General features: G+C 57.9%; 20 protein-coding genes. 14 read left to right on the top strand and 6 right to left on the bottom strand.

The window, feature by feature from the left end:
* Positions 1–156: 156 nt before the first annotated feature.
* The 8 genes from IOD40_RS02410 (at position 157) to IOD40_RS02375 (ending at position 8338) form a co-directional block, all read left to right on the top strand.
* Positions 157–1332 carry an AI-2E family transporter gene (locus IOD40_RS02410; RefSeq protein ID WP_198473889.1) on the top strand — a complete coding sequence of 392 codons (1176 nt, stop codon included), beginning with the start codon at positions 157–159 and terminating at the stop codon, positions 1330–1332.
* A 138-nt stretch (positions 1333–1470) separates the two neighbouring features.
* Entirely contained in the window at positions 1471–4386 is a 2916-nt protein-coding gene (locus tag IOD40_RS02405; protein ID WP_198473887.1) for a monovalent cation/H+ antiporter subunit A, read from the top strand.
* Entirely contained in the window at positions 4386–4730 is a 345-nt protein-coding gene (locus IOD40_RS02400; protein WP_198473885.1) for a Na+/H+ antiporter subunit C, read from the top strand. Before IOD40_RS02405 ends, IOD40_RS02400 begins: the two co-directional genes overlap by 1 nt.
* Complete coding sequence (locus tag IOD40_RS02395) at positions 4727–6367, top strand: monovalent cation/H+ antiporter subunit D (RefSeq protein WP_198473883.1); 1641 nt, start codon at positions 4727–4729, stop codon at positions 6365–6367. The genes IOD40_RS02400 and IOD40_RS02395 overlap by 4 nt, the downstream gene beginning before the upstream one ends.
* Positions 6364–6849, top strand: a complete 486-nt coding sequence (locus tag IOD40_RS02390; protein WP_198473881.1) for a Na+/H+ antiporter subunit E — start codon at positions 6364–6366, stop codon at positions 6847–6849. Before IOD40_RS02395 ends, IOD40_RS02390 begins: the two co-directional genes overlap by 4 nt.
* Complete coding sequence (locus IOD40_RS02385; RefSeq protein WP_198473879.1) at positions 6846–7127, top strand: K+/H+ antiporter subunit F; 282 nt, start codon at positions 6846–6848, stop codon at positions 7125–7127. Before IOD40_RS02390 ends, IOD40_RS02385 begins: the two co-directional genes overlap by 4 nt.
* Entirely contained in the window at positions 7124–7525 is a 402-nt protein-coding gene (mnhG, locus tag IOD40_RS02380; protein WP_198473877.1) for a monovalent cation/H(+) antiporter subunit G, read from the top strand. Before IOD40_RS02385 ends, mnhG begins: the two co-directional genes overlap by 4 nt.
* Positions 7526–7606: 81 nt before the next feature.
* On the top strand, positions 7607–8338 hold the full coding sequence (locus tag IOD40_RS02375; protein ID WP_198473875.1) for a DUF502 domain-containing protein: 732 nt from the start codon (positions 7607–7609) through the stop codon (positions 8336–8338).
* Here IOD40_RS02375 and IOD40_RS02370 read toward each other — a convergent pair.
* The gene (locus IOD40_RS02370) at positions 8262–9200 is read right to left on the bottom strand and encodes a lysylphosphatidylglycerol synthase transmembrane domain-containing protein (protein WP_198473874.1); all 939 of its coding nucleotides are present in this window, start codon (positions 9198–9200) and stop codon (positions 8262–8264) included. The two genes, IOD40_RS02375 and IOD40_RS02370, sit on opposite strands and share 77 nt — an antisense overlap.
* A gap of 470 nt (positions 9201–9670) precedes the next feature.
* On the opposite strand from IOD40_RS02370, the gene IOD40_RS02365 reads away from it, so the two are divergent.
* From IOD40_RS02365 to soxZ, 4 genes are all read left to right on the top strand, one after another.
* Positions 9671–10030, top strand: coding sequence for a c-type cytochrome (locus tag IOD40_RS02365; protein WP_198473872.1), 360 nt, complete (start codon positions 9671–9673; stop codon positions 10028–10030).
* A 23-nt stretch (positions 10031–10053) separates the two neighbouring features.
* Positions 10054–11328: an NAD(P)/FAD-dependent oxidoreductase gene (locus tag IOD40_RS02360; RefSeq protein WP_198473870.1), complete on the top strand. Its 1275-nt coding sequence runs from the start codon at positions 10054–10056 to the stop codon at positions 11326–11328.
* 98 nt (positions 11329–11426) lie between these two features.
* Entirely contained in the window at positions 11427–11882 is a 456-nt protein-coding gene (locus tag IOD40_RS02355; protein WP_233713795.1) for a thiosulfate oxidation carrier protein SoxY, read from the top strand.
* Positions 11883–11894: 12 nt separating this feature from the next.
* Positions 11895–12218, top strand: coding sequence for a thiosulfate oxidation carrier complex protein SoxZ (gene soxZ / locus IOD40_RS02350; RefSeq protein WP_198473868.1), 324 nt, complete (start codon positions 11895–11897; stop codon positions 12216–12218).
* Here soxZ and IOD40_RS02345 read toward each other — a convergent pair.
* From IOD40_RS02345 to IOD40_RS02325, 5 genes are read right to left on the bottom strand one after another with little or no spacing between them, the layout of a single operon-like run.
* A complete protein-coding gene (locus tag IOD40_RS02345; RefSeq protein WP_198473866.1) occupies positions 12215–13429 on the bottom strand; it encodes a molybdopterin molybdotransferase MoeA in 1215 nt (404 codons plus the stop codon). The two genes, soxZ and IOD40_RS02345, sit on opposite strands and share 4 nt — an antisense overlap.
* Complete coding sequence (gene moaC / locus IOD40_RS02340; RefSeq protein WP_198473864.1) at positions 13429–13911, bottom strand: cyclic pyranopterin monophosphate synthase MoaC; 483 nt, start codon at positions 13909–13911, stop codon at positions 13429–13431. The genes IOD40_RS02345 and moaC overlap by 1 nt, the downstream gene beginning before the upstream one ends.
* The gene (gene trpC, locus IOD40_RS02335; RefSeq protein ID WP_198473862.1) at positions 13912–14718 is read right to left on the bottom strand and encodes an indole-3-glycerol phosphate synthase TrpC; all 807 of its coding nucleotides are present in this window, start codon (positions 14716–14718) and stop codon (positions 13912–13914) included. It abuts the gene before it with no gap.
* On the bottom strand, positions 14715–15734 hold the full coding sequence (gene trpD / locus IOD40_RS02330; protein ID WP_198473860.1) for an anthranilate phosphoribosyltransferase: 1020 nt from the start codon (positions 15732–15734) through the stop codon (positions 14715–14717). Before trpD ends, trpC begins: the two co-directional genes overlap by 4 nt.
* Before the next feature lie 14 nt (positions 15735–15748).
* Positions 15749–17635, bottom strand: coding sequence for a SurA N-terminal domain-containing protein (locus IOD40_RS02325; protein WP_198473858.1), 1887 nt, complete (start codon positions 17633–17635; stop codon positions 15749–15751).
* A gap of 141 nt (positions 17636–17776) precedes the next feature.
* On the opposite strand from IOD40_RS02325, the gene tpiA reads away from it, so the two are divergent.
* Positions 17777–18541 (top strand): triose-phosphate isomerase, encoded by a 765-nt coding sequence (gene tpiA, locus IOD40_RS02320; protein WP_198473856.1) that lies wholly within the window; start codon positions 17777–17779, stop codon positions 18539–18541.
* A 155-nt stretch (positions 18542–18696) separates the two neighbouring features.
* A complete protein-coding gene (secG, locus tag IOD40_RS02315; RefSeq protein WP_198473854.1) occupies positions 18697–19065 on the top strand; it encodes a preprotein translocase subunit SecG in 369 nt (122 codons plus the stop codon).
* Positions 19066–19079 lie beyond the last annotated feature (14 nt).

Below are 19079 nucleotides of genomic sequence, written 5' to 3'. Positions count from 1 at the left end.
GAAGGAGCCGCAGCGCGATTTCAGTCAGAAAGAATGTCGCGCATGCCGCTTTCAGGGGGCCGAAGCCTTGACCGCGTTGGAATGCCAGTGCCACACATCATAGTGATGGTAGCGCTGTACAGCTAAGCGGCGATCTGAGCAGGCGACGAAACGCGTATGAAAAAGACAAACAACCCGCAAGAACCGCGTTGGCTTGGAGACGGACGACCGACACGGATCGCGCTGGTACCGCCATTATCGGCGGCCAGATGGCTGCTCGTACTCGTTTTTCTCGCCGGTATTTATTTCTTTCACGGCTTTCTGGTGCCTGTTCTGGCTGCGCTGGTCATCGGTTTCGCCAGCTGGCCGATCTATCGCGACCTGCTTCGCCGCTGCGGCGGTAGTCGCCCGCTCGCGGCTACGATCGCGATCGCGCTGATTGTAGCTTTCCTCGTCGTTCCGGTTGTCATGGCGATCAGCTATACGATCACCGAAATTGGGGTCTGGTTCACATGGGCAGTGGAAACCAACCGTACGGGGGCGGCCGCGCCTGAATGGATGATCCAGCTGCCGGGAGGGATTGGCGCATGGCTCGACGAGCAGTGGCAGCGTTATATCGGGCATCCGGGCGCACTCGGTGAACTGGTACAGATCGTCAGCGGTGCAAACATCGGCTCGATCTATCGTGGTGTCCTTGCCGCCGGTACCGGCCTGTTTGACCTGCTGCTGACCCTCCTGTTCATGCTCATAGCGCTGTTCTTCGTCTACAAGGACGGCGAGAACTTCGCCGGACAGGTCGATACGCTGGGCGAGCGCATCCTGCCAATGCGTTGGGAGCGGATCTCACGCGTCGTGCCAGCGACCATCAGCTCGACCGTAATGGGGATGACACTCATTGCGATCGCGGAAGGCATCGTCCTCGGCATCGCATACTGGATCGCCGGTGTTCCATCTCCGGTGACGTTCGGCGTCATTACCGGTGTTATGGCGCTGATTCCTGGCGGCGCGCCGCTCAGCTTTACTCTTGTATCGCTCTACCTGATCGCCTCGGGTTCGCCCGTCGCAGGATTTGCCCTGTTTGCCTGGGGCTCCATCGAGCTCTTCATCGTTGACAAGACAGTCCGACCCAAACTGGTGGGGGGGCCGATCAAGCTGCCGTTCCTGCCTACCTTCTTCGGCCTCATTGGCGGGGTAAAGACGATGGGGTTCCTAGGCCTCTTCATCGGCCCTGTACTTATGGCGCTTTTGGTCGCCATCTGGCGCGAATGGCTCCATGAAATGGCTGCGCCGATTCCGGTAGCTGTTAGCGATGAAGACGATCTGGCGAATAAAAACCAGACGATCGTGAGTTGATCAGCAAGGACTGTGGATGGGCACGGTTACCTGACGCACATCCGTACATTATTTCGTTAAGGGCTTGACTTGATGCGAATATCTGCGGCTTCTGAAATTACCTGATCCCTCTAGCACCCGAAAGCCGAATCACGCGGAATGACCGACGCGAACCTGCTATTGTTTCTCCTGTTGTTGCCGTTTGCTGGCAGCGTAGCAGCTTCACTGCTCCCCTCGAATGCGCGTAACGCTGAGGCTTGGCTATCGGGCCTGATTTCAGTGACCGCCTTTGCGATCACTGCGTTCTTATACCCGTCGGTCAAGAATGGTGGGGTGGTTCGTCGTGAGGCGGAGTGGCTTCCCGAACTCGGTGTGAACTTCACGCTGCGGATGGATGGTTTCGGGTGGATGTTCTCGGTGCTGATCACCGGCATCGGCCTGCTCGTCGTCATTTACGCGCGCTACTACATGTCGCCGAAGGATCCGGTGCCGCGGTTCTTTTCTTTCCTGCTGGCATTTATGGGCGCGATGCAGGGGCTCGTTATCTCCGGTAATCTGATTGTACTCGCCATATTCTGGGAACTGACCAGTATCGTGTCGTTCCTTTTAATCGGCTACTGGCATCACAATCAGGCTGCGCGCGACGGCGCGAGAATGGCGCTGACCATCACCGGCATCGGTGGACTTGCGCTGCTCGTCGGTTTGATGATCCTTGGCCATATTGTCGGAAGCTATGATCTGGACGTGGTGTTGGCGTCAGGCGATCTCATTCGCAACCATGATCTTTACACACCGGCGCTCATCCTGATCCTGCTAGGCGCACTGACCAAGAGCGCGCAGTTTCCATTTCATTTCTGGCTGCCCAACGCGATGGCGGCACCGACGCCGGTATCTGCCTATCTGCATTCCGCGACGATGGTGAAAGCTGGCGTCTTCTTGCTCGCGCGCCTCTGGCCGGTTCTGTCCGGCACTGATGAATGGTTCTTCATCGTCGGACTGACCGGCATGACGACGCTTACCCTTGGCGCTTTTTATGCGATTTTCCAGCAGGATCTGAAGGGTCTTCTTGCCTATTCAACAATCAGCCATCTTGGTCTGATCACGACGCTTTTGAGCTTGGGAAGCCCGCTCGCGGCCGTCGCTGCCATCTTCCACATGATGAATCATGCGACCTTCAAGGCGTCGCTTTTTATGGCCGCTGGTATCATCGACCACGAAGCCGGAACACGCGACATGCGGCGTTTATCAGGCCTCTTTTCGTTCTTGCCAATCACGGCCACGCTGGCGATGGTTGCAAGCGCGGCCATGGCTGGCGTGCCTCTGCTCAACGGTTTCTTGTCGAAGGAAATGTTCTTTGCCGAGACCCTGGAAAAGCACCATGGCTCGATTCTGGACGGTCTTGCTCCGTATGCAGCCACCCTGGCCGGCGCCTTCGCTGTCACCTATTCGGTTCGGTTCATTCATACAGTTTTCTTCGGCCCGAAGCCTGTAGACCTTCCGAAGATTCCGCATGAGCCGCCCCATTGGATGCGCCTTCCGATTGAGTTGCTGGTCCTCATCTGTCTAATCGTCGGAATGGTACCGAGCATCACGGTTGGGCCCTATTTGCACACCGCCGTGGTTGCGGTGCTGGGGAGCGAGACGCCGGAGTACAGTCTCGCGGTCTGGCATGGCTTTAACACGCCCTTGGTGATGAGCGTCATCGCACTCGTTGGCGGAATCCTCTTGTATTTCGCGCTGAACAATTATCTGGCGACCTGCGAAGATGGCACGCCGTTCTTGCGCAACCTAAAGGGACAGCGAATCTTCGAGCGGATCCTGGTGACCATCTCGTGGCGCTGGGCGCGTTGGATAGAAGCCAATCTTGGGACGCGTCGCCTTCAGCCGCAGCTTCGTCTTGTAGTCCTAGCAGCATTCGTCGCAGGACTATGGCCGCTATTTCAGGCTGGATTCCGACCTCAAAATGTAAGCTTCGACGGCTTGGACCCAACGTTTGCGGCATTTTGGGCTGTCGGCATCGTCTGCGCGATTGGCGCGGCATATCAGGCCAAGTACCACCGCCTCGCGGCCCTTATTCTCATGGGCGGTGCGGGGATTGTAACTTGCATCACTTTCATCTGGTTCTCAGCGCCTGATCTGGCGGTCACGCAGCTGGTGGTCGAAGTCGTTACCACTGTTCTGATTTTGCTCGGTTTGCGGTGGCTGCCACAGCGTCTCGAGGAAGTGGACAACGCGGTCACGCCGATGGCACGCATGCGCCGCCACCGCGATTTCGCGCTCGCCCTCGTGTGCGGCGTCGGCATGACGATGATCGCCTACGCAATGATGACGAGCCCGATGCCGGACACGATTGCTGATTTCTTCCTCGACCGTGCCTATTCGGAAGGTGGCGGAACGAACGTTGTCAACGTCATTTTGGTCGACTTCCGCGCATTCGATACGTTCGGCGAAATTACCGTTCTTGGCATCGTTGCGCTTACCGTCTTCGCTCTCCTGCGCCGTTTCAGGCCCGCGCCGGACAGTGTGGGCGTGCCCGAGCAGCAACGTATCCAGAACCTGATTGATGATGAGCGTCCCGACCGCGAAGTTGGTTCGACGGTGCGTGACTACCTGATGGTTCCGTCCATTCTGATGCAGTGGATGTTCCCGGTTATCATCTTGCTGGCTGCATATCTCTTCCTGCGCGGGCACGACCTGCCTGGAGGCGGCTTTGCAGCCGGCGTCACCATGGCGATTGGTTTCCTGCTGCAATATCTGGCAGGCGGTACTCGCTGGGTTGAAGATCGCCTGCGCATACTTCCGGTTCGGTGGATCGGTGTCGGCCTTCTCGCGGCAGCGTTCACTGGCCTCGGAGCGTGGCTATTTGGAATGCCTTTCCTGACGAGTTACTTCCAGTACACGGAGATTCCATTCATCGGAAAAGTTCCGACGGCAAGCGCCCTTCTGTTCGACCTAGGCGTGTTCGCGCTGGTCGTTGGCGCGACCGTCCTCATGCTCATCGCAATCGCGCATCAGTCCGTACGTAGCTATCGCGTGCGCGCTGTTGAAGCAGCGAAGGTCGAGGAGGACGCCTGATGGAACTGGTCCTTTCTATCGGTATCGGTGTGCTTGTCGCGTCGGGAGTGTGGTTGCTGCTCCGACCGCGTACCTATCAGGTCATTATCGGTCTTTCTTTGCTGGGCTATGCAGTGAATCTCTTCATATTTTCGATGGGGCGATTGAAGACGAACGCGGCACCTGTCGTGCAGGGTGTTGACGTCGTTGATCCAGCGAATTTTGCGGATCCGATACCCCAGGCGTTGGTCCTGACTGCAATCGTCATCGGGTTTGCGACGACGGCGCTGTTTCTTGTTGTACTTCTGGCAGCACGTGGGTTTACCGGGACAGATCATGTTGACGGCAGGGAGCCGGAGCGATGATCCCGGGACCTGAACATCTCGTCATCCTGCCCATAGTCCTGCCATTGCTGGCAGGCGCGTTGCTCTTGTTCTTCAACGATCAGGAACGCGTCCTGAAGGCGACTGTATCGATCGTCACATCGATCGCGCTGCTAGTCATCTCGGTGATGCTGATCAGAGTCGCGCACTTCGATGGAACGGCCGAGAATGGCCGCGTGGTCGTTTACCTGTTGGGGAACTGGCCGCCGCCCTTTGCCATTGTGCTGGTACTCGACCGGCTTGCGGCCATGATGCTTCTGCTGACGTCGGTTCTCGCAATTCCGGCGCTGATATTCTCGATCGGTCGCTGGCAGAAGGCAGGTCCGCACTTCCATACGCTATTCCTTCTGCTGCTGATGGGCCTCAACGGCTCGTTCCTCACCGGCGATCTGTTCAATCTCTTTGTATTTTTCGAAGTGATGCTGGCCGCGTCGTACGGACTTGTCCTGCACAGCTCAGGGCCGCAGCGTGTCAGGGCGGGCTTGCATTACATTGCGATTAACCTAGCGGCCTCACTGCTGTTCCTGATCGGCGTCGCCATGATCTATGGCGTCACCGGTACTTTGAACATGGCAGACCTCGCGGTACGAATTCCGCGTGTCTCTCCTGAAAGCATGATGATGCTGGAGGCCGGAGCAGGGATCCTCGGTATCGCGTTCCTGATCAAGGCCGGGATGTGGCCCCTGGCTTTCTGGCTACCTACCACCTACACGGCGGCGCCAGCGCCGGTCGCGGCGATCATGGCGATCATGAGCAAGGTAGGCGTCTATGTCATCCTGCGTCTTTCGCTTCTGTTTTTCAGCGAGGAAACGGTCTCAGCTGGATTCGGGACGAATGCGCTACTGCTCGGTGGTCTTGCTACGATCACTTTCGGAGCGATAGGCGTGCTTGCATCTCAGTCGCTTGGCAGGCTGGCAGGGTTTTCTGTCCTCGTTTCCTCAGGGACACTGCTGGCGTCACTCGGTCTCTTCGAGGCTGGCGTGACCGCTGGTGCGCTGCTTTATCTCGTCAGCTCGACCGTCGCGATAAGTGCTTTCTTCCTGCTGATCGAGCTTGTGGAACGCGGTCAGGATCAGATCTCGAACGTTCTGGCCGTGACTGTCGAGGCCTTCGGTGACGAGGAGGTCGATGAGGACTTTGAAGAGGAAGTCGGGGTAGTCATTCCGGGCACGCTTGCGATCCTTGGCATCAGTTTTGGTGCTTGCGCATTGCTCCTGGCGGGGCTGCCGCCCCTCCCGGGATTTGTTGCCAAATTCGTGATTATCGACGCGGGTATGAACCCCGGCGGAGCTGACGGAGGCAGTGTCATCAGCCCTTCTGCCTGGTGGCTGACAGCCTTCCTCATTCTGTCAGGCTTGGCCTCACTGATTTCGATGAGCCGCGCGGGCATCCGCGCCTTCTGGGCGCCAGTGGATGCCGTCGTTCCGCGCGTTCTAGTCACGGAGATTTTGCCGATAGCGGCACTGCTCGTTCTGACCTTTGCGATCACTGTGCAGGCCGGCCCGATCATGCGATACATGCAGGCAACCGCGGATAATCTGCATGACCCTCGCATTTACATTGAAAGCGTGATCGACGCTCCGCGTGCCGTGACACCTATGAGGGAGACAACGCAATGAAGCGCTTGTTCCCCTTTCCACTGCTGACGGTCTCGCTCATCGGCATGTGGCTGCTGCTGACGAGCTTCTCACTTGGAAATCTGATCCTCGGAACGGCGGTTGCCTTGCTAGCGGTCCAAGGGCTGGTGGCACTTGACCCCGTTCGGCCGAACATCAAGCGGTGGGATCTGTTGCCGAAGCTGCTTGGCATCGTTCTCCTGGACATCATCCGTTCGAACATCGCTGTGGTGACGATCATCCTGCAGGGGAAGAAGAGGGCGAGAACGTCCGGCTTTCTCAGCATCCCACTGGATCTCCGGGACCCGGTTGGGTTGGCTATTCTGTCGGTAATCATTACCAGCACGCCGGGTACCGCGTGGATGGACTATGATTCAGCGAAGGGAACGGTGTTGCTCCACATCTTCGATCTGGTAGATGAGGCGGAGTGGATGGACATCATCAAGAACCGTTACGAGCATCTTCTGCGGGAGATTTTCGAATGAGTGAGATGATCGTCATGGTCGCGGTTTATGTGGCTCATATGGCCTTGGCGCTCGCCATGATCTTTGCCTTGGCACGCATGATGCGCGGACCAAGAGCACAGGACCGGGTTCTTGGCCTCGATACCCTATACGTTAATTCCATGCTGCAGGTGCTTGTCTTCGGCATTCGTACCGGAAGCACCTTTTATTTTGAGGCTGCGTTGATCATTGCCGTTCTCGGCTTCGTCGCAACCGCGGCATTGGCTAAATTTCTGATGCGCGGTGAGGTGATCGAATGAGCCACGCGCAAGACCTGCCGCTTTGGGCAGCAATTATCGTCGCGCTTCTTCTGCTTCTTGGCTCAGGGCTGGCACTCGTAGGCTCATACGGCTTTTGGAAGTTGCGCTCTTTCTATGACCGCGTACATGCACCTACCCTTGGGACGAGTTGGGGAACCGGTGCCATTGTCATGGCGTCGATGATCTTCTTCTCCGTGCTGCAGCTACGTCCGGTCCTGCATGAGTTCCTCGTCGGCGTGTTTGTGACCGTCACGATGCCGATCACCCTGATGTTGCTCGCGCGGGCCGCAATCTATCGCGATCGGGCGGAAAACAACCCGGAGGTGCCTCCGATGGATCCGCCTCGTATCAAGCTCGACGTCGGCGCTGATCCAGACGCCCCGGAAAGCAGGTCCTGAGGCGGGATAGAGTTGACTTCCCGAAATTAGTGGCGAGGCATTGGGTCGAAAGCTTATTGTCTTCGTGAAGCAGAGGGCTGCATGCAGTCGATCACTCGCCATATAATCACCGGGGTCCTCACGATCGTACCGTTAGGAGTGACCGCGTGGATCATTTCCTTTGTGGTTGACATGCTGGTCTGGGCCGGAAGGCCTGCTACCTTTGCGCTGGCGGGTGTATTGCGGCCAACGATGCCCGACGCTGCGGACCTGTTGCTGGCCGGCTGGTTTCAATCTGGTCTCGCCCTAATTCTCGCACTGCTCTGCCTTTTCTTACTTGGCAAGACATCCAACGCCGTGGTCGGCCGCAGATTGCTTCGGGCATTTGACCGGATTGTCGAACGTGTGCCGCTGGCACGTACGGTCTATGGCGCCACTCAAACATTGATACGCTCGCTTGGGGGCGATGGAACGCCGACAGGGCAACGTGTGGTCCTGATTGAGTTTCTATCTGAGAACATGCGCGCGGTGGGGATAGTAACCCGGGTTTTCCCCGAAACGGAGCAGCATCCGGAATTGGCTGCCGTCTACGTTCCCACGACGCCGAATCCGACCTCTGGCTTTGTGGAGCTGGTGCCTACGTCGAGACTGGTCTGGCTCGATTGGACGAAGAACGATGCGATGGCCTTCATCGTATCCGGCGGGGCAATGGCTCCAGACAATGTCCCGCTCAATTGGCCCAAATTACATCAGACGGTCATGGTTCCTGATCGTGAGCCAGTTGTGAGCGCTCAAAGCCCAGTACGACGAACAGCGCCAGCGCAAACGGAATAATAAGGTAGAGCAGGCGGAAAACGAGAAGTGCCGCGAGGACGTCAGCCGGATCCATCTCGGACAGACCCGTGATGAACACCAGTTCCAGAACACCAAGGCCACCGGGTGCGTGCGAGAGCAATGCAGCGGAGAATGAGATCAAGAAGATCCCGAGAACGATAACAAAGCCCGGGTTTCCAGCTTCGGGAAGGGCAAAGTAAATGATCGCGGCAGCGCCGATGAGCTCCAGGGGAGCGATCAGCAATTGCCGCCCAACAATGTGCAGTTTCGGATAGTGAACCTCGATCTTGCCTAGTTTCAACGGGCGCAGTTTCAGCGCACTCCCTAAGACATAAAGGCCCACCAAGGCGAGGAGCATGACTCCGGTTGCCGATGATGCTGACACCGGCAGCACCTCCACGAACCGCTCCGTTAGTTCCGGTTCAATTATCAGGACGATGCCCGTGAGCATGAGCGTGCCCAAAGCGAACGTGAATGAGCAGAACGCGACGAGTACGCCGACTTCGGCAGCACTAAGGCCTTTGGCAGTATAAGCGCGGTAGCGAACCACCGACCCTGAAAACACCGAAGCGCCAATGTTGTGGGAAAGGGCATAGGTGGTGAACGAGCATATGGTCATGTAGAGCCAGCCCACCTCCCTTTGCAGGTGGAGCAGAGCCAAGTGGTCGTATCCAGCAAGTGCCGCGTATGCGAGCAGCGTTGCTGCGATAGACAACATCCAAGCGTGAACGGAAATTGCGGCCAGACTTTCCCAGAGTTCATCTAAAGATAGACCGCGAAGTTCATGGTAAAGCAGCCAGATAGAAAATGCGACGGCCGCCACTCCCACGACCGCCCAAAAATACCGTTTTATATAGTTCACGCAGGCACCTATCCCCTATTGCGGCGACCCTCCCGATCACCACGCCTCAACTTCTTATCGGCCGGCCCCCCGACCACTTTGTGCTTGGCCCCGACGCTCGCTCGAAAAGCTGGGAAGTGGCAAAAGCGACGCCTGTCCCACGAAGTGGTTAGGCGAAGCACCTAACATAACGGGAAATGCTCGATTGAAACCAAAAAAAGCGCGCGCCACGCAGCCAGAAGCGAGAATTTTCTGGGGCTCCTCCGAACCAAAGGCAAGGTGACTTACCCGCCTTCATTGATGAAATCATCGTGAAGGGGAATTCAATTCCGATCCCGGCGCATTTGGCAAAACGAAATATCGTGGAGGTGGCGCTCTTCGCAATTCCTTGCTTTAGTGTTCTCCGCGATTGTCCGTATGATGCGCGCAACTTGGGGTGACTGTATAGTGGAGGTGGTTGGGATGCGCGGGTTTAACCGGGTCGGGCAATTATGAAGCTCGCGTTCCATGCCGTTCTTGCTCTGGCGGCTCTGAATAGTCCCGTTCTCGCAGTGGCTGACCCTTCGTCTATTCAGCGCGTGGGGGAGGCGAGGGAAGTCATACTTGGTATCGACGCTGACCGCGCTTATGGGGAGTACCTCGCCGGCGATTGTGTCGCTTGCCATCGTCTTTCTGGCGAACCCGCCGGAATTCCAATAATCCATGGCCAGCCGGTCTCGGATCTCATTACGGCGCTCCTGGAGTACAAGCTCGGGGTACGGACCAATGAGGTGATGTCGGTGCGCACTGCGCGGCTCGGAGACCAAGAAATTGCGGCCTTGGCCGCCCATTTTGCAGCACAGACGAAATAAAATCCTAGATATTGGAGAGGGACATGAGCGGATTAACCAGGCGCCACTTTGGATTACTGCTGGGGGCTAGCGCGTCTTCGCTGGCACTGCCTACCTATTTGCGGGCCCAAGAGAAGCCACGCGTCGTTGTCATCGGTGGCGGGCCAGGCGGTGCGACCGTAGCCAAATATGTCGCCCGTGATTCAGCAGGTGCCATTGACGTCACCCTGATCAACGAAACCGAGACTTTCACCACTTGCTTCTTCTCGAACCTGTATCTCGGGGATTTCCAATCCTTCGATGACATCACGCACGACTACGACAAGCTGGTGTCGAATTACGGGATCAAGAAGATCACGGGCCGTGCCGCTTCCGTAGACCGTGAAGCGAAGACGGTGACACTGGCTGACGGCTCGACCGTTCCGTACGATCGCCTGGTTTTGGCACCCGGCATCGACATAATCTACGATTCGGTTCCAGGATACTCGCAGGAAGCCGCTCAAATCGCACCTCATGCCTGGAAGGCTGGACCGCAAACGCAACTCCTGAAGGAGAAGTTGGACGCGGTCGAAGACGGTCAGAACATTGTCATGGTCGCGCCGCCAAATCCATTCCGCTGCCCTCCTGGACCTTACGAGCGCATCTCCATGTTCGCTCACGTTCTGAAGAAGAAGGGTTTCACGCGCTCGAAAATCTTCGTGCTCGACTACAAGGAAAGCTTTTCGAAACAGGCGCTGTTCACTGAGGGCTGGGAAGCGCACTACCCGGGCATGGTCGAATGGTACGGTCCCGATGTTCACGGCGGCGTCAAGTCGGTAGACGCAGCGGCGGGAACGGTCGAGACCGATCTCGACGTCTTTGAGGGCGCGCTCCTCAACATCATCCCGTCGCAGCGTGCAGGTGCTATTGCCGTTGACGCAGGGGTAACCAACGAAGCCGGTTGGGTGCCCATCGACGAGAATTCGATGCGCTCGAAGGTAGATGATTCCATCTTCGTCCTTGGCGATGCGTCGGTCGCTGGTGACATGCCGAAATCCGCCTTCTCGGCCAACAGCCAGGCAAAGGTCGCCGCGATCAACATTCGCGCTGACCTTACGGATGCGCGTGCTTTCCCTGCTCGCTATTCCAACACCTGCTGGTCGCTGATTGAGACCAATGACGGCGTTAAGGTCGGCGCACAGTATGAGCCGAAGGACGGTAAGATTGCCGCTGTTGAGACATTCATCAGCCAGCCCGGTGAAGACGCTGATCTGCGTAAGGCGACCTACGAAGAATCCGTGGGTTGGTACGCGGGTATCGTTGAAGACGTATTCGGCTAAGATTAGCTGATCTCTAAGCGAGGGTTGCAGCGGCGCTGCAGCCCTCGTATTTCGTTGGAAAGGCCGTCGATTAAAATGGCCATTGCAGGAGGTTGACCATGCAGATGACCAGGCGGCACACGCTCCGTCTAACTATCGGCGTTGCTGCGGCTGTTGTGGCCGGGGCAGGAGTCCCCGCTGCCTATGCCACGGATGTTGACGCGCAAAAGTTGATCGATGAGTTCTTGAACGGTGCCGAGGCAGAAGCTGCTCGAGTGACTCTGACCATTCCCGAGACTGCTGAAAACGGCAATGCGGTGCCTATTACTGCCGCTGTCGAGAGCAAAATGGTGGGTAATGATCTGGTGGAGAGCATTCTCATCGTTGCCGGTGGGAACCCACGTCCTCATGTCGCTCAGTTCAACTTCACCGAGGCAAGCGGCCTGGCGCAGGTAACCACCCGCATCCGGTTGGCTCAGTCCCAGACAGTGACCGCCGTTGCTCGGATGGCGGATGGGCGGGCATTTATCGACCATCGCGATGTTCAGGTGCTGGTCGGCGGCTGCACGGGCTGACAGGAGATAATGATGTCATCAAGACCGCGTGTTCGCGTACCCGATACCGCTAAGGCGGGCGAGATAATCCTGATCCGCGCCTTGCTCAGTCACCCGATGGAATCCGGTCAGAGGCGCGACAGCTCTGGTACAATAATCCCGCGAAAGATCGTGAACAGCTTTACGTGCACTTTCAACAGAGAGCCCGTCTTCTCGTGCGATCTTGAGCCGGCGATTTCAGCCAATCCGTATTTCGAATTTCACGCAAAGATCGTGAAAAGCGGCGAATTCGAGTTTGCCTGGACTGACGATGACGGCACGATCTACACGCACAAGCACACGATCGAGGTTGCTTAGCGCAGCATGAGCACCTTGCAGGGGTCGCCAACAGCAGCGGCGGGTGCGTAGGGCTCACGCACAATCAACGCATTGGCCTCGGCCAGTGTTTTCAACATGGATGAGTCCTGCGTCGCGAATGGCGTTGCAACGAGCTGGTCCCCATGATGTTCGGCCGTTGCAACTACAGCCCGCACGTAGTCCTGCCTCGTCGAGTTGGCCTCCATCGCGGCGCCAAGGACGGCGCTGCGGAAGTCGTGGCGATGGTCTGCGCCGCACAGAGCTGCGACCAGTGGCTTGAGGAACAACTGGCCACATACAACGCTGGATACCGGGTTGCCAGGAAGCCCGAGAATACGCAGCTGAGCAAGCCTCCCATACATCAGGGGCTTGCCGGGCCGCATGGCGATCTTCCAGAAATTCAATTCCATCCCGGCCGCGGTCAGAGCTTCCTTTACGAGGTCATGATCGCCCACTGATGCGCCGCCCAAAGTGACGAGAACATCTGCACCGGAGTTGCGTGCGCGTTCGATCGCGAGGTCCAGTGCCGCCAGATCATCGCCGACGATGCCCAGATCGAGCACCTCACCGCCAGCCTCAACGACCAGAGCCATAATGGCGAACGTGTTGGACGCGACGATCTGGTCCGGACCCGGCTCATTCCCGGGTGCAACCAGCTCGGATCCGGTTGCGAGGATAGCCACTAGAGGTTTTTTGACCACGCTGACTGTGGGGTGGTTTGCAGCTGCGGCAAGTGCCAGCGCAGGTCCATCCAGCACCCGGCCTGCCTCAAGCAATTTCTCGTCCGAAACGAAATCGAGACCCGCCTTGCGGATGTGTCGACCGAATGCGGTAGACTCCGCCGCCTCGATGAATCCATTTGGATGTACGATGGCATCTTCCTGCAGAAGGACCGTATCAGCACCTTCCGGGACCGGTGCACCGGTAAAAATGCGAACAGCCTGGCCCGCGTTCAACGTGCCTTCGAAGCGCCTGCCGGCGAGCGATTCCCCAGTCACCTGGAGCTTCGCCGGAAGTGATGCAATGTCTTCGGCGCGCACGGCATATCCGTCCATTGCAGACGCGGCAAACGGTGGCTGCGTGCGCAATGCATAGAGGTCGTGCGCGAGAGTGCGCCCTATAGCATCTGCAAGGCTGGAGGTCTCCGCTGGAAGTGGCTTTACATCGGAGAGAAGTCTCTCCAGCGCCTCGTTGACCGGAAGAAGCGCCATCAGATTGCCCCGCGGTGAAAATCGTCCGATTTGCCCCCGGTCTTCTCAACGAGACGAACTTCAGAAATCGTCATCGCCTTGTCGACTGCCTTTGCCATGTCATAGATCGTCAGGCACGCCACGGAGACGGCCGTCAACGCTTCCATCTCAACCCCGGTCCTGCCGCTGACGCGGGCGAGGGCGGTCACGCGCAGGCCCGGCAGTGTTTCATCCGGTTCAATCTCGACTGCCACTTTATTCAAAAGTAGCGGATGGCAGAGGGGAATCAGCTCATGGGCCTTTTTCGCAGCCATGATGCCGGCGATGCGCGCAACACCAAGAACATCACCCTTCTTAGCGTCGCCGGCCAAAATGGTACGTAGAGTTTCGGGAAGCATGATCACCGATCCCTCGGCAATTGCCGTCCGAACGGTTTCCGCCTTGTCGCCAACATCGACCATGTTGGCCTCGCCTGAAGCACCAAGATGAGTGAGTTCGCTCATTTAGGAGGCCGTCCGATTTCCCAGCAGTGCCTCAGTTGCAGCGGTCACGTCTTCCTGCCGCATCAGGCTCTCGCCGACAAGGAACGTCGAAATGTTCGACTTTGCGAGTCGGAGACAGTCGTCGTGAGTGAAAATTCCGCTCTCACCGACGATGATCCGGTCCTGCGGGATCATCCTGGCCAGACGTTCCGATGTCTCCAATGAGACCTCGAAGGTGCGGAGGTTACGATTGTTGATCCCAAGCAGCGGGGAGGACAGGGCGCCAAGCGCACGTTCAAGCTCCTCCTCGTCATGCACTTCGATCAGCACATCCATTCCGGTTTCGAAAGCAGTGTCTTCCAGTGCTTTCGCCTCATCATTTGTGAGGCTCGCCATAATAATCAAAATGGCATCGGCACCCCAGCTGCGCGCTTCGTAAACCTGGTAGGGCTCGAACATGAAGTCCTTGCGCAGGGCCGGAAGCGAACAGGCATCACGGGCTGCACTTAGATACTCAGGAGAGCCCTGGAACGATGGCGTGTCTGTGAGTACGGATAGGCAGGCTGCGCCTCCAGCTTCATAAGCTTGCGCCAACGCCGGCGGATTGAAATCGGAACGGATGAGGCCCTTGGAGGGGCTTGCCTTCTTGATCTCCGCAATCAGCGCGAAGCCGCCGGCTTCCAGTTTGGCAGAAATCGCGCGCTGAAATCCGCGGGGTGCGGCGACATCCGCGGCACGAGCCTTGACCTCATCGAGGGAAAGCCGAGCTTTTGCAGCTGCGATTTCTTCTCGCTTGTAGGCCTCGATCTTGCGCAGGATATCCGTCATTCTTTGCCCCGGTTAGAAACTTCAACGAGCTTGTCGAGCGCCGCAGTTGCAGCGCCACTATCGATGGCCTTCGAAGCGAGGTCTACGCCTTCGCGCAAATTTTCCGCTGTGCCTGCAATGACTAGCGCAGCGGCCGCGTTAAGGACCGAGATCTCACGATAGGGGCATTTTTCGCCTGCAAGCACGCTGCGCAGCGCTCGAGCATTGTGCTCGGCGTCCGCGCCCTTCAAGTCAGCCTGAGTGACCCGAGGCAAGCCTACTTCCTCGGGCGTCACTTCAAAAGTGCGGATCGAGCCGCCAGAAATTGCCGCGACTTGTGTGGTCCCGGCGGTGGTCAGTTCGTCCAGACCCGCACCATGGACAACCCAGGTCGATGTTGCGCCGAGGCCTTGCAGCACTTCTGCGATTGGCACCACCCATTCGGGGGAATAAACGCCGACAAGTTGTTTCGTCACACCTGCAGGATTGGCCAGTGGCCCGAGCAGGTTGAAGATCGTGCGGGTACCAAGCTCAACACGCGTAGGCCCGACGTGGCGCATAGCGGAGTGATGGACGGGGGCGAACATGAAGCCGACACCAGCCTCATGGATGCACGCCGAAATCGCCTCCGGTCCAATTTCGATATTTACGCCAAGAGCGGCAAGGGCATCTGCTGCGCCGGACTTCGATGACAAGGCGCGATTACCATGCTTGGCGACTGGAACACCCGCTCCTGCCACAATGAATGCCGCGCAAGTGGAGACATTATAGGAGCCGGACGAGTCACCACCCGTTCCGACGATGTCGACCGAATTATCAGGCGCATCCACGCGCAGCATCTTGGCGCGCATCGTTGCAACAGCACCGGAGATTTCCGGCACGGTTTCGCCCCGTGTCCTCAACGCCATCAGGAAGCCTCCAATTTGGCTCGGCGTTGCGTTGCCCGACATCATGATGTCGAAGGCGCTACGCGCTTCCTCGAAGGTTAGAGGCTCCCCAGAGGCTGCTTTGGCAATGTGTGATTTGAAGTCGCTCATTTCCTCAACGCCCCTTAGAAGCTCAGTGCCTGTTGGATGGCACTCCGATCCACAGTTACGGCGTACTGCGTCTGGAGGCGAGCAACCAACTGATCGATCAGATCATCCGACAGGCCAGCGGAAAGACCGTCCTTTGTCTGCTGTCCGATAGCTTCTGCAGTGGCGTTGATCGGCTGTACAGATTCAATCACGCGGAACACGATCTGCGTGCCTTCCTCAGGTCCGGTCACGACGCCGCTGTTGCCCGCCGCAACACCGAACGCCGCAGCAACGCCACCCTGTCCAAGCCCGGCATCAGATGAATCACGCTTGAGGCCACGGCGCGTTTGCAGCTCAAGGCTGAGTTCCTGAGCGATGGCCGCAAGATCCTCGCCGTCGGAGACACGCTTCTGGAGCGCTGCAGCCTGCTCTGCCAAACGTGTTTCAGCTTCTTCGGCCGTCCAATCCGCGACGACCTGGTCACGAACTTCTGCCAACTCTCTGTTTCGTGCTGGAGTAACGCTCTCGACCTCGTAGAACAGATAGCCGTTAGACCCGAAATTGATCGAAGGGTTCTCGACGCCCACCTCTGTATCAAAAGCCTCGCGAAGCAGGGTGCTCGATTCAGGCAGGTCAGTGAGCAATGTACCTTCCGGTGTCTTGCCTGTGCGATCGACGGCCTCAATCGTCACGACATCCAGGCGCTGGCGAGCAGCGGCCTCGCGCATGGTTTCGCCAGCTGCGCGCGCATCTTCATACGCGTCGTGGACGTCCATCAGGATCTGGGTAGCTTCAGCAAGCGCCAGATCCTTACGAATCGCCTCAGCGACGGATTCGAATGGCTGGATGACCGCTGGGGTGATCTCGCTCACGCGAACGATGACCGGGCCGAATGCACCCTGGACGATCTCGCTGACCTCACCCTGATCGAGGGCGAACGCCGCTTCTGCAATCGCTGGATCAGCGACGCGTTCCTTCTCGAAAGTCCCAAGAAGCACGTCGTTAAGGTTTTTTCCTTCCCCACTGACGATGTCCTCAAAGGAGGCACCGCCGCGGATCTTTTCAAGGGCTGCGTTCGCTGCGTCTTCGTTTGCAAAGACAATCTGCTCGATCTTGCGGCGCTCAGGAGTCGTGTATCGTGAGACTGTCTGGTCAAATTGCGCGCGCGCATCTTCGATAGTTACCGAGGCAGGATCAGCGATCGCTTCCGGCTCCAGCTTGACGTAGGAAATCTTCCGGAATTCCGGTGCAGCATAGCTCGATTTACCTTCCTCGAAGAATGCGGCGACCTGCGCTTCTGTCGGCGCGTCTACCGGCTCAACCAACGAGCGGGGAAGAACGACGTATTCGACGGTTCGATCTTCACCCTGATAAAGAGCCATGGCCTTGAGGAAAGTGTCCGGCGCGGCAAGGCCGTCCGAAACGGCTTCAATTACCTGCTGGCGAATCGCAACCTGTTCGCGATTTTTCAGATAGTCATTAGGGGACATGCCGACCTGGCGAAGAACCCAGTCGAACTGCATGCGATCAAAACGGCCATCCGCTGATTGAAACGCAGGATCCTCCGCAGTTAGTGCGGCGAGGCGATCACGCGAAAGCCCAAGGCGCATCTCGCGAGCCTGCTCGTCCAGCACAGCTCCGGCGACCAACTGGGAAAGAACCTGGTTGTCCACGCCAAAGGCCTGAGCCTGTTCCCGCGTCAGCGGCATGCCAAATTGCTGCGACAGCTGCCGGATCTGGCGATCGTAGGCAAGGCGGTATTCAAGGACGGATACGCGCGTCCCGCCGACCTGCACGACGTTGGAACCCAATCCACCAAAAATCTGGCCGGAGATACCCCAGACTGCGAAACTCAAAACCAAAAGGACGAGGAGCAGTTTGGCGACCCAAGTACCAGCCGCATTTCGTAGAATGGTGAGCATGTCATTTCCCGGTTAGTGCCAAATACCGAGCGGTTAGCCGCGCATCGGCAATACCGCCGATCCCCCTCGGTGTCGATTGCTTTGTGCCCTGATTTTGGTAGGAAAGCCCTGCGTCACCGCCATTTGAAGGAATTATCCCCGATGACACCCGGAATCCGCCCCCTCGTAGCTGGTAACTGGAAGATGAACGGCACCAGCAGCGCACTCGCTGAACTTGCCGCGATTGCAGAAGGTTTTTCCGGCGGTCCGGAAGCGAATGTAGATGCATTGATTTGTGTCCCGGCGACGCTTCTGTCGCGGGCAAGCAACACTCTTGGATCTGGGATGGTGAAAGCTGGTGGACAGGACTGTCACGCGAAGGAATCGGGCGCACATACCGGCGACGTTTCCTCTGAGATGCTCAAAGACGCTGGCGCAGCCTATGTCATCGTCGGGCACTCGGAGCGCCGGACAGACCATGCTGAGACCGATGACGTGGTACGCTCGAAAGCCGTTGCAGCTTGGCGCGCTGGTCTGGTCGCGATTATCTGCTTCGGCGAGACAGAGGCGGAGCGCCGGGCGGGGAAGACCTTGGAAGTGCTATCCAGGCAGATTGCTGGGTCGATCCCAAACGATGCCACTGCTGAAAACACCATTGTTGCTTACGAGCCAGTATGGGCAATCGGTTCCGGCTTGACCCCATCCGTTGCCGATGTCGCCGAAGCGCATGCGCATATTCGCAGCGAACTCAAGAAGGTGATGGCAGGGCAGGCAGCTAAAACTCGTATCCTTTACGGAGGCTCGGTGAAGCCCGCCAATGCAAAAGAGTTGATGGCGGTTGAGAATGTGGACGGTGCCCTGGTGGGCGGTGCGAGCCTGAAGGCTTCGGACTTTCTTGGTATTGCAGAAGCCTATCGGACTCTGTAGGCCTCAGGCGGTCTCTCCTGCTTCAAACGACGCAGGGGCTTTTTTGGGACGCAAACAGTCCCAATATGATTGGAAAACACGGTAAATCCGTGTAAGGAGCCGCGTGGCCGCAGCACTCTTGGTATGCGGCCTACGAACAACGCTGGAAGTGAGCCATGCAGACAGTCCTAGTCGTCATTCACCTGATGATCGTTCTCGCCCTGGTCGGGGTTGTGCTCCTGCAGCGTTCGGAGGGCGGTGGTCTCGGCATCGGCGGTGGATCCGGCTTCATGACCGCCCGCGGAGCCGCCAACACGCTTACCCGTGCAACTGCGATCCTGGCAGTTGGTTTTTTCGCAACGTCGATGGCGCTGTCTTTGCTGGCACGTTATCAGGAGCAGCCAATCAACATTCTTGATCGCCTGCCGACAACGGAACAGGGTCAGTCAGGCGGCGCTGGTGTGTTGGATCAACTGGGTGGCTCATCTGAGACGCCGGAAGTGCCGGCTCAACCTGCTCAGCCGCAGGTTCCATCGGGTCAGTAGGATCCGGAAATACT

Source organism: Aquamicrobium zhengzhouense, assembly GCF_016124105.1.
GTDB lineage: Bacteria > Pseudomonadota > Alphaproteobacteria > Rhizobiales > Rhizobiaceae > Aerobium > Aerobium zhengzhouense.
Note: the sequence above shows the minus strand (reverse complement) of the source record. Positions and strands in the feature narration are given on the sequence as shown.